General features: G+C 66.6%; 10 protein-coding genes and 1 pseudogene. 6 read left to right on the top strand and 5 right to left on the bottom strand.

Going from position 1 to position 9,194, the window contains the following annotated elements; translation table 11 throughout:
• From EN738_RS24925 to rpmB, 3 genes are all read right to left on the bottom strand, one after another.
• Window positions 1-597, bottom strand: a 597-nt coding sequence (locus tag EN738_RS24925; protein WP_127286028.1) for a hypothetical protein, incomplete at its 3' end; no start/stop codon positions are given.
• A 28-nt stretch (window positions 598-625) separates the two neighbouring features.
• Window positions 626-1,306 (bottom strand): queuosine precursor transporter, encoded by a 681-nt coding sequence (locus EN738_RS24920; protein WP_127286027.1) that lies wholly within the window; start codon window positions 1,304-1,306, stop codon window positions 626-628.
• 86 nt (window positions 1,307-1,392) lie between these two features.
• Complete coding sequence (gene rpmB, locus EN738_RS24915) at window positions 1,393-1,689, bottom strand: 50S ribosomal protein L28 (protein ID WP_127286026.1); 297 nt, start codon at window positions 1,687-1,689, stop codon at window positions 1,393-1,395.
• A gap of 255 nt (window positions 1,690-1,944) precedes the next feature.
• On the opposite strand from rpmB, the gene EN738_RS24910 reads away from it, so the two are divergent.
• Genes EN738_RS24910 through EN738_RS24900 form a run of 3 tightly spaced genes read left to right on the top strand, consistent with a single transcriptional unit; the run spans window position 1,945 to window position 4,320 of the window.
• A complete protein-coding gene (locus EN738_RS24910) occupies window positions 1,945-2,736 on the top strand; it encodes a DUF3108 domain-containing protein (protein WP_127286029.1) in 792 nt (263 codons plus the stop codon).
• 28 nt (window positions 2,737-2,764) lie between these two features.
• Window positions 2,765-3,652 (top strand): EamA family transporter, encoded by an 888-nt coding sequence (locus EN738_RS24905; protein ID WP_127286025.1) that lies wholly within the window; start codon window positions 2,765-2,767, stop codon window positions 3,650-3,652.
• Window positions 3,649-4,320: a lysoplasmalogenase family protein gene (locus EN738_RS24900; RefSeq protein WP_127286024.1), complete on the top strand. Its 672-nt coding sequence runs from the start codon at window positions 3,649-3,651 to the stop codon at window positions 4,318-4,320. The genes EN738_RS24905 and EN738_RS24900 overlap by 4 nt, the downstream gene beginning before the upstream one ends.
• Before the next feature lie 54 nt (window positions 4,321-4,374).
• Here EN738_RS24900 and EN738_RS24895 read toward each other — a convergent pair whose 3' ends face one another.
• Together EN738_RS24895 and gloB are read right to left on the bottom strand one after the other, a co-directional pair.
• The gene (locus EN738_RS24895; protein ID WP_127286023.1) at window positions 4,375-4,800 is read right to left on the bottom strand and encodes a cupin domain-containing protein; all 426 of its coding nucleotides are present in this window, start codon (window positions 4,798-4,800) and stop codon (window positions 4,375-4,377) included.
• Between the two features lie 22 nt (window positions 4,801-4,822).
• Window positions 4,823-5,590 (bottom strand): hydroxyacylglutathione hydrolase, encoded by a 768-nt coding sequence (gloB, locus tag EN738_RS24890; protein ID WP_127286022.1) that lies wholly within the window; start codon window positions 5,588-5,590, stop codon window positions 4,823-4,825.
• 199 nt (window positions 5,591-5,789) lie between these two features.
• Between gloB and EN738_RS24885 the strand changes: the two genes are divergently transcribed.
• The 3 genes and pseudogenes from EN738_RS24885 to EN738_RS24875 all read left to right on the top strand — a co-directional run.
• The gene (locus EN738_RS24885) at window positions 5,790-6,566 is read left to right on the top strand and encodes a methyltransferase domain-containing protein (protein WP_127286021.1); all 777 of its coding nucleotides are present in this window, start codon (window positions 5,790-5,792) and stop codon (window positions 6,564-6,566) included.
• Window positions 6,567-6,682: 116 nt separating this feature from the next.
• Window positions 6,683-8,506 (top strand): ABC transporter ATP-binding protein/permease, encoded by a 1,824-nt coding sequence (locus tag EN738_RS24880; protein WP_127286020.1) that lies wholly within the window; start codon window positions 6,683-6,685, stop codon window positions 8,504-8,506.
• A gap of 67 nt (window positions 8,507-8,573) precedes the next feature.
• Window positions 8,574-9,194 (top strand): annotated as a pseudogene (locus EN738_RS24875) (DUF1194 domain-containing protein); the annotation flags it as partial.

The raw sequence follows: 9,194 nt of genomic DNA, 5'->3' as shown, positions 1-9,194 counted from the left end.
GGCGACCCCCGCCGGCTGGGGGCGGCGCGTAAAGCCGCTGTCGGGGCCCGGCGCCCACACCGCCAGTACGCCGCCGGGGCGGAGCGCGGCGCGTGCCTGGCCGAGGCCGGCGGCGCCGTAGAGCGCGTCGTTGCCCTTGTAGACGATACCTTCCGGGCCGTTGTCGACATCGAGCAGGATGGCGTCCCAGGCCGATTTCCCGGCGCCGATGACGCGCCCGACATCGCTTTCCTGGATGGTGATGCGTGGGTCGTCGAGGCAGCCGTCGAAAATGCCGGCCATGGGACCGCGCGCCCAGGCGACGACGGCCGGCACCAGTTCGGCGATGGTGACGCTTGCGTCAGGACCAAGTTCGGCAAGGGCGGCGCGTAGCGTGAAGCCCATGCCCAGGCCGCCGATCAGGATTTTCGGCTGCTGGTGACCGGCGATCCTTTCGCAGGCGAGTTTTGCAAGCGCCTGCTCGGAGCCGCTGAGACGGCTGTTCATCAGCTCGTTGGTGCCCAGCATGATGGAAAATTCAGTACCGCGCTGCTTCAGGCGCAATTCCTGCCCGCCGTCCGGTGTCTTCGCCGAATCGAGCTGGACCCAAGGGATCAATGCCTGATTCCACTTTTTGGAATCATGGCTACGTCGCCAGCGCCGGCTGGCTCCAGCGGGCGGCGAGCAGCCGGTAGGGGATCAGCGCCACCACGGCGATGATCAGCTTCACCGAGAGGTCGCCCAGCGCCCAGGACACCCAGCGCATGGTCTCGACCGGCAGCACGCCCAGCAGCGGCGCCGCCTCCAGCGCGAAGCTGTCGTTCGGGCCGACGAAGGCGAAAGCGGCGGAGAAGGCGACGCCGAAGAAGACGACGGTGTCGAACACCGAGCCGACCAGCGTGCCGACGATCGGCGCCCGCCACCAGCTCTGCCGGCGCAGCCGGTTGAACACGGTGACGTCGAGCAGTTGCGCGGTGAGGAAGGCGGCGCCCGAGGCGGCGGCAATGCGCACCAGCCGGTCGGCGGCGGTCTCGAATTCGATCAGGCCGTGGCGGAACAGGAAGGGCGGGACGAGGATCGAGCAGATCACCGCCGTCATGAAGCCGACAAAGACGATCCTGCGCGCCACGGTCGGGCCATAGCGGCGGTTGGCGAGGTCGGTGCCAAGGAAGGAGAAGGGGTAGGTGAAGGCGCCCCAGGTCAAGATGTCAGCCAGCGACAGGCCGCCGATCTGACCCTGCATCGGGAACTGCACGAGGATGTTGGAGGCCACGACGACGAGCGCCATGGCGGCCACGAAGGGCAGATATCGCGAGACGGAATTCATTTTTTTATCCTGGGTAATGGAACCAGCGGAATGTCATGCCGAATCCGCACGACACTCCTGCGAAGGCGGTGTCCCGCCAGAAACTGTTAAGCCGCGGCCTGCTCGGCGAGCTTCTTGGCGATCTGCTTCTTCAGGAGGCGAGCGCGCTGCGACAGCTCCTTGGCGTCGGCCTTGGCCAGGAAGGCGTCGAGGCCGCCGCGGTGCTCGACCGAACGCAGCGCGTTGGCCGAAATGCGCAGGCGCACATTCTGGTTCAGCACTTCGGAGATCAGCGTCACATTGACCAGGTTCGGCAGGAAGCGGCGCTTGGTCTTGTTGTTGGCGTGGCTCACATTGTTGCCGGTCTGGACTGCCTTGGCAGTGAGCTCGCAGGTGCGGGACATGATTCTAACCTTCAGTTCTCGGTCGGCCAAACCATTCGACCCGCGCCAGGCGGCGCGCGGTCTCGGTCAGGCGGCCTTATGGAAAAAGTTGGCGTTCCATAGTGGCATTTCACCGGCGCGTCAAGCTCCGGCCAGCCAGCCATATTCCATATAAAGGCCGGATTTCACCCTATAAGCCAGCCTCATAGGGACATACCAGCCAGGAATAGCCCGTTTCCCGGCTGAAAATCGAGGACCGCCATGCTTCGCCCCCCTGTGCTTCGTCTGTCATATGCCTTCGCCTGCTTGCTGGCTGTCGCCTTGCCAACGGCAAGTTTCGCCGCCGCCGCGCCACAATCTTTCAAGGGCGAGTATACGGTGTCGTTCCTCGGCCTTTCAGTGGCCAGGGCGACATTCTCGAGCCGCTATGACGGCGACAATTACGCGATCAACGGCACTGTCTCGGCGGCGGGCCTCGCCAAGCTGTTCGACGATACCAAGGGCACGGTCTCGTCCAAAGGCACTATTTCAGGCAAGCAGATGCGGCCACAGGCCTTCCGCGCCGATTACACGTCTGGCAAGAAGGCCTCGGTGGTCGACATCCGCTTCGCCAATGGCGCGGTGACCTCGACCGAGGTCGTCCCGGCGCCGAAGAAGCGCGATCCCAAGAGCTGGGTTCCGCTTGGCGCGGGCGACCTGAAGTCGGTCCTCGATCCGATGGCGGCGACCGTCATCCACGCCGACAGCCTCGATCAGGTCTGCGGGCGCACGGTCAAGTTCTACGATGGCGAGATGCGCGCCAATCTGACGCTGACCTATGCCTCGAAAGGGTCGATCTCGGTGCTCGGATACAAGGGCGACACGGTGACCTGCCGAATGGGGTTTGAGCCGGTGGCGGGGTACCGCAAGGGCCGCAAGGCGCTGAATTTCCTCAAGGACCGGAGCCGCATGATGGTGACGTTTGCACCGCTCGGCCAAACCGGCGTATATGCGCCGATCCGCGCCACGGTCGGGACCCAGATCGGTCCGCTGACCATCAGCGCCGGACGGTTCGAAGCCATAAACTAGGCGCGTTTGCGCGCCGCCGGAGACAGGCATGGGGCGCGCAACATTGATCGGCTTCTCGGCGGTCGCCATGTGGTCGTTGCTGGCGCTGTTGACCGACGCGTCCGGCCAGGTGCCGCCGTTCCTGCTGTCGGCCATCACCTTCGCCATCGGCACCTGCGTCGGGCTCGCCGCGCGGCTGGTGATGCCGGCCGCCGACCGCAGCGAAAAGATCCCGCCGCAGGTCTGGGTGATCGGCATTGCCGGGCTGTTCGGCTACCATTTCTTCTACTTCACCGCGCTGCGCAACGCGCCGGCGGTGGAGGCGAGCCTGATCGCCTATCTGTGGCCACTGCTGATCGTGCTGGGCTCGGCGCTGATGCCGGGCGAGCGGCTGGCCTGGAACCACGTCGTCGGCGCGCTGCTCGGCCTTGCAGGCACGGTCCTCATCGTCACCAAGGGCGGCGGCCTTGCCTTCGACGCGCGCTATGCCTTCGGCTACGCGATGGCCGGTGTTTGCGCCCTCCTGTGGTCGTCCTATTCGCTGTTGTCGCGGCGTTTCCCATCGGTGCCGACCTCGATCGTCACCTGGTTCTGCGCGGCGACGTCTGTGCTTTCGCTGGCCTGCCACTTCCTGCTTGAGCAGACGGTGCTGCCCGTCGGCATCGGCCAGTGGCTGGCCGTGCTCGGCCTCGGGCTGATGCCGGTGGGGGCCGCCTTCTACGCCTGGGACATCGGCGTCAAGCGCGGCAATATCCAGGTGCTGGGCGCGGCCAGCTACGCCGCGCCGCTGCTGTCGACGCTGGTGCTGATCATTGCCGGCGTCGCCGAGCCGTCGCTGCGCATCCTCGCCGCCTGCGTGCTCATCACCGGCGGCGCGGCACTTGCCGCGAAGTCGCTGTTGCTGCGCAAGGCGGCCACGGGTGAGGCAAACGCATGATGCCGTTTCCCGGCGGCATCGACGCCAACGCCAATGCGACGCTGGTGTTCTCGCTGGTGGCGGCGGTGATCTACGCTTTCACGCTCAACATGCCGCCGAGCCTCGCCCGCTCGGCGGCAAAGACGCTTGCCGTCGCCATGCTGGCGGTGCTCGCCGTCATGCAGGGTGGCCCGTTTCTGCTCGTCGCGGCGCTCGCGCTCAGCGCCGTCGGCGATGCCTTCCTGTCGCGCGATGGCGAGAAGGCCTTCCTCGGCGGGCTGGCCAGTTTTCTTACGGCGCATGTCCTTTACGTGCCGCTGTTCCTGCAAAACGGCGGCGGCCTGGACGTGCTCGGCGCCCAATCCTGGCGCGGCGCGATCGCGCTCGCCATGGCGGCATTTGCGATCGTCATGCTGGCCGCGCTCTGGCGCCGTGTCGGCCCGAGCCTGCGCCTGCCGATCGCGATCTATGTCGGGGCGATCCTCGCCATGGGGATTTCGGCGCTGACCACCAGCAATAGCCTGGTGATCGGCGGCGCCATACTGTTCATGGCGTCGGACGGGTTGCTCGCCGCCGAAAAATTCCTGCTCGCCGCCATCTCGCCGCACCGCGCCTGGATGCGCTACGCGGTCTGGGCGCTTTACTACGCCGCGCAGGCGGCGATCAGCTTGGGTTTTCTACTCGGCTAAGGGGTTGTTGATCGCGCATGATCTTTTCCGAAAACCGGTAACCACTTTTCGGGATCATGCTTGCGGCTTCCAGCCCGGCTCGGCCAGCTCGAAGGCGGCGAAGTCGAAGCCCGGCGCCACGGTGCAGCCGACCAGCGTCCATTCGCCGAGGCTGCGCGCCGACTGCCACCAGCCGGCCGGCACCACGATCTGCGGCCGCTCGCCGGCGGCAAGGGCGATGCCCAGCACCTGCTCGATCACGCCGCCGCCTTCCTCATGCATCGACAGCGCCAGCGGCGCGCCGGCATGGAAGTGCCAGACCTCGGCCGCGTCCGTGACCCGGTGCCAGGCCGAGAGCTGATCCTCTTCCAGAAGGAAGTAGATGGCTGTCGAATGGCCGCGCGCGCCTCCGGTGCCATCACGAAAGGTCTCGGCATACCAGCCGCCCTCCGGGTGCGGCTTCAGGCCGAGCGTGGCGATGATTTCGGCGGCACTGGTCATCGGCCGGAAGCTAGCACGGGGCTCAGAAATTGTCCTTGCGCTTGCGGATATCGGCGAACACCTCGGCGTCGGTGGCCGTCTCCATGCCGAGATGCTTGCGGATCGCCGGGTCGTGCCAGCGAAGGAACGGATTGGTCGACAATTCCTCGCCGATCGTCGTCGGCAGCGTCGGCTTGTCGTCGGCGCGCAGCGCCTCGATTCGGGCGGCGCGTTCCTTCAGGGCCGAATTGGTCGGATCGACGGTGAGCGCGAAGCGGGCGTTGGAAAGGGTGTATTCATGGCCGCAATAGACGACCGTCTCGGCCGGCAGCGCCGCCAGCTTCTTCAGCGAATCGTACATAACCGGCGGCTTGCACTCGAACAGCCGGCCGCAGCCCAGCGCAAACAGCGTGTCGGCGGTGAAGGCGACTTTCGAGGCCGGCAGATGGTAGGAGACATGGCCGGCGGTGTGGCCGGGCGTGGCGATGACGTCGATCCGTTCCTCGCCGAGGTGGATGACGGAGCCTTCGCCGACCGTCTCGTCGATGCCGGGGATTTTCTCCTTTTCCGCTTCCGGCCCGATGATGCGCAGCTTGAAGCGTTCCTTCAGCGCCAGATTGGCCTCGACATGGTCGACATGGTGGTGAGTGGTCAGGATCAGCGTCGGCGTCCAGCCGGTGCGCTGGATGGCGGCCAGAATCGGCGCCTCCTCTGGTGCGTCGATGATGGCGGTCTGGCCGCTCGTGGGGTCACGCACCAGCACGCCGAAATTGTCGCTGCGGCACATGAACTGTTCGATTTCGACCGGCATCGCGTCTCTCCACCAAAGCGCCGTGCGTCCAATTGGACGCACAAAGGACGCTCTAAGCTGTTTATCTGCTGCATCGCGCTTTCCGAAATCGAAACCGATTTCGGGCCGATGCAGTTGTCGCCGCAGACATAGGGCGCTTGGGCGCCGATGTCATCCGCCTTTGTTGAACTTGCAATGCTTCGAAGCTACCGTCCCGGCCATGCATTCCGATATCGTCGACCTCCGTTCCTTCTATTCGACCACGCTGGGGCGCCTCGCCGAGCGCTCGATCACCATGGCGCTGTCCTCGATCTGGGCGGCCGTGCCAAACGAGCGGCTGGTCGGGCTCGGCTACACCCTGCCGTGGCTGGAGCGGTTCGGTGCCGACGCCGAGCGGGTCTTCGCCTTCATGCCGGCAACGCAGGGCGCCGTGGTCTGGCCGGCGACCGGTCCGACAGCGACCGCGCTGGTCTTCGACGAGGAATTGCCGCTGGTCGATTCCTGCATCGACCGTGTGCTGCTTGTCCATTCGCTCGAGCATGTCGAGAACCCGCGCGAGACGCTGAACGAGATCTGGCGCGTGCTGTCGCCCGCCGGCCGCGTCGTCATCGTCGTGCCCAACCGGCGCGGCGTCTGGGCGCGTTTCGAGCACACGCCGTTCGGCAACGGCCGGCCGTTCTCGCGCGGCCAGCTGACCGAATTGCTGCGCGAGGCGAATTTCACCCCGGCGGCATGGTCCGACGCGCTGTTCTTCCCGCCGTCGCCGCGGCGCTTCATGATGCGCTTCCACAACATGCTGGAGCGCGCCGGCCGGCGGTTCTGGCCGATCTTTTCCGGCGTCATCGTGGTCGAGGCGCAGAAGCGGCTCTACCAGGGCGTGCCGGTCGTGCAGCGCGCCTCGCGCCGCGTTTTCGTGCCGGTGCTGACGCCGCAAGGCGCCACCAGGCTCGGGCGGCTGGCGGCGAACCAGGCGCAAGCCCAAGTGACGCGTTCGTGATCGCGGCGGCGCCTTGCCTCATCCTATCTGTCGGGGGCGGGTTCGCGGCCTGAGGGACATGCCGGTCGCGCTCGCGCCGGTTTCAGCACCTTTTTCCGAAAGCAGGGATATCTGAAATGGCTGATCAAGCGGATGACAAGGCCGGCCCGGCGCCTGCCGCCGTGTCTGTCGAAGTCAGCAGCCTCGGCGACCAGGTGAGGACGATCAAGCAAGCGCTGAAATCCTCGCCGGTGCGCAGGCAGTTCGTCTGGGCCTGCCTCGGCATCGTCGCCGTCATCATCGCGACCGCGATCGGCCAGGTGCTGCTCAACCGCTGGAACCAGCCCTTCTACGATGCGCTGGCGCGGCGCGACCTGCCGGGTTTCCTGCACCAGCTTATGGTCTTCGCGGCCATCGCCGGTGGGCTACTGGTGCTCAATGTCGGCCAGACCTGGCTCAACCAGATGATCCGGCTGAAGCTGCGCCAGGCGCTGACGCTCGACCTGATCGAGGAGTGGATGCGGCCGGCGCGCGCCTTCCGCCTGGCGCATGCCGGGGCAATCGGCGTCAATCCGGACCAGCGCATGCAGCAGGATGCCGGGCATCTCTCCGACCTGTCGACCGATCTCGGCGTCGGGCTGCTGCAGTCCTTCATCCTGCTGGTGTCGTTCATCGGCGTGCTTTGGCAGCTCTCCTCCGGCTTCGTTTTCCATATCGGCGGCCATGCGCTGGAGATCCCCGGCTACATGGTGTGGGCGGCGATCCTCTATGCCGGCATCGCCTCATGGCTGAGCTGGCTGGTCGGGCGGCCGCTGATCCGCTTCAACAGCGACCGCTACACGCGCGAGGCCGAGCTCAGGTCGTCGATGGTCCGCGTCAACGAGAATGTCGACGCCATCGCGCTCGCGCATGGCGAGGCCGACGCCAGGCGGCAGCTCGAGCTCGACCTCGGCATGGTGCTCGGCGCCATGCGGCGCATCTACGGCGCCCAGATCAATCTCTCCTGGGTCACCGACACCTATGGCTGGATAACCGTGGTGGCGCCGATCCTGGTGGCGGCGCCGGTCTATTTCGCCGGCGACATCAGCTTCGGCGGGCTGATGATGGCGGTTGGGGCCTTCAACCAGGTCCATTCCTCGCTGCGCTGGTTCATCAACAACATAGGCGGCATCGCCGACTGGCGGGCGACGCTGATGCGCGTCGCCGATTTCCGCATCGCGCTTGCCGAGACCGACGTTTTCCACGACACCGAAAAGCGCATCACCTTTACCGAGAACGCCGGCGGCACGCTGACCTTCGAGAGGCTGGAGGTCGCTTCGCCGGACGGCTGCACAAGGCTTGCCGAGCCGGAGGTCGAGATACGCCCCGGCGAGCGCGTCATGATCACCGGCGACCCGCGCGCCGGCAAGACGCTGTTCTTCCGCGCCATCGCCGGGCTGTGGCCATGGGGCAGCGGCAGCATCGGCATGCCGGCCGGGGCGGCGCCGGTCTTCGTCCCGCGCATGCCCTATTTCCCGCTCGGCACACTGCGCGAGGTGCTGAACCATGCCGACGGCATCACGGTCGAGGACACCGAGATCGCGGCGGTGCTGACGGAGGTCGGCCTCGAACGGCTTGCCTCCTCGCTCGACCGTTCGGCGCGCTGGGAGCACGAGCTCGCCGACGACGAGCAGCGCCTGCTTGCTGTCGCCAGGCTGGCACTCAAGCGGCCAAAATGGGTGATCATCGACGAGGCGATGGACACGTTCGACGGCGCGACGCTGCGGCGCGTGCTGGCGATGCTGGAGAAGCGGCTGCCGGACGCCGCCATCCTCAACATCGGCCGTGGCCAGCACAACAACCAGTTCTTCCCGCGTTCGCTGACGATCGTGAAGGATGCTGGCCGATCGGCGCTCAAGCCGGCGCGGGTCAGGGCCGGAGCGATCGAGCCGCCGCCGCCGGCCCCGCGCAGGAAGAAGTAAAAGCCAAGCTTTATTTCGCCGCGATCACCGCAGAAGATCAGGCCCGTCAAACCGGACGCACGCGGCCATGCTCGACATGCTCAGCCTGCTTGCCTGTCTCGGCTGCGCCCAGGCCGCGCCTGTGCCGATGCCGGCCGCACCGGCCGCCGTGGATGTCGAGCTGGTGCTGGCGGTCGACATCTCGACGTCGATGGACGAGCGCGAATTCGCGTTGTAGCGCGCCGGCTACGTCGAGGCGCTCAGGCATCCGGACTTCATCAGGGCGGTGCGCGCGGGAACCAACGGCCGCATCGCGATCGCCTATTTCGAGTGGGCGGGCACCATCCGCGACGACGCGGTGCTTGCCTGGCAGATCATCGACGGCAGCGACAGCGCCAATATGTTCGCCGACAGGATCGCAGCGCGGCCGTTCCGCAGCTTCCGCGGCACCTCGATCTCCGGCGCGCTCGCCTTTGGCGCCGGGCTTTTCGAGCAAACCACCTTCGCGGCCGAGCGGCGCGTCATCGACATCTCGGGCGACGGGCCCAACAACACCGGTCCGCCCGTCACCTCCGAGCGCGACGCGGCACTGGCCAGGGGCATCGTCGTCAACGGCCTGCCGATCCTGATCAGCCCGTCGCCCACCTTCAGCCATCTCGACCGCTACTATGCCCAATGCGTCACCGGTGGGCCCGGCTCCTTCGTGTTG

This window comes from Mesorhizobium sp. M4B.F.Ca.ET.017.02.2.1 (genome assembly GCF_003998955.1).
Lineage (GTDB): Bacteria > Pseudomonadota > Alphaproteobacteria > Rhizobiales > Rhizobiaceae > Mesorhizobium > Mesorhizobium abyssinicae.
The sequence above is the reverse complement of the archived record's forward strand: the minus strand, read 5'-3'. Positions and strand labels throughout refer to the sequence as shown.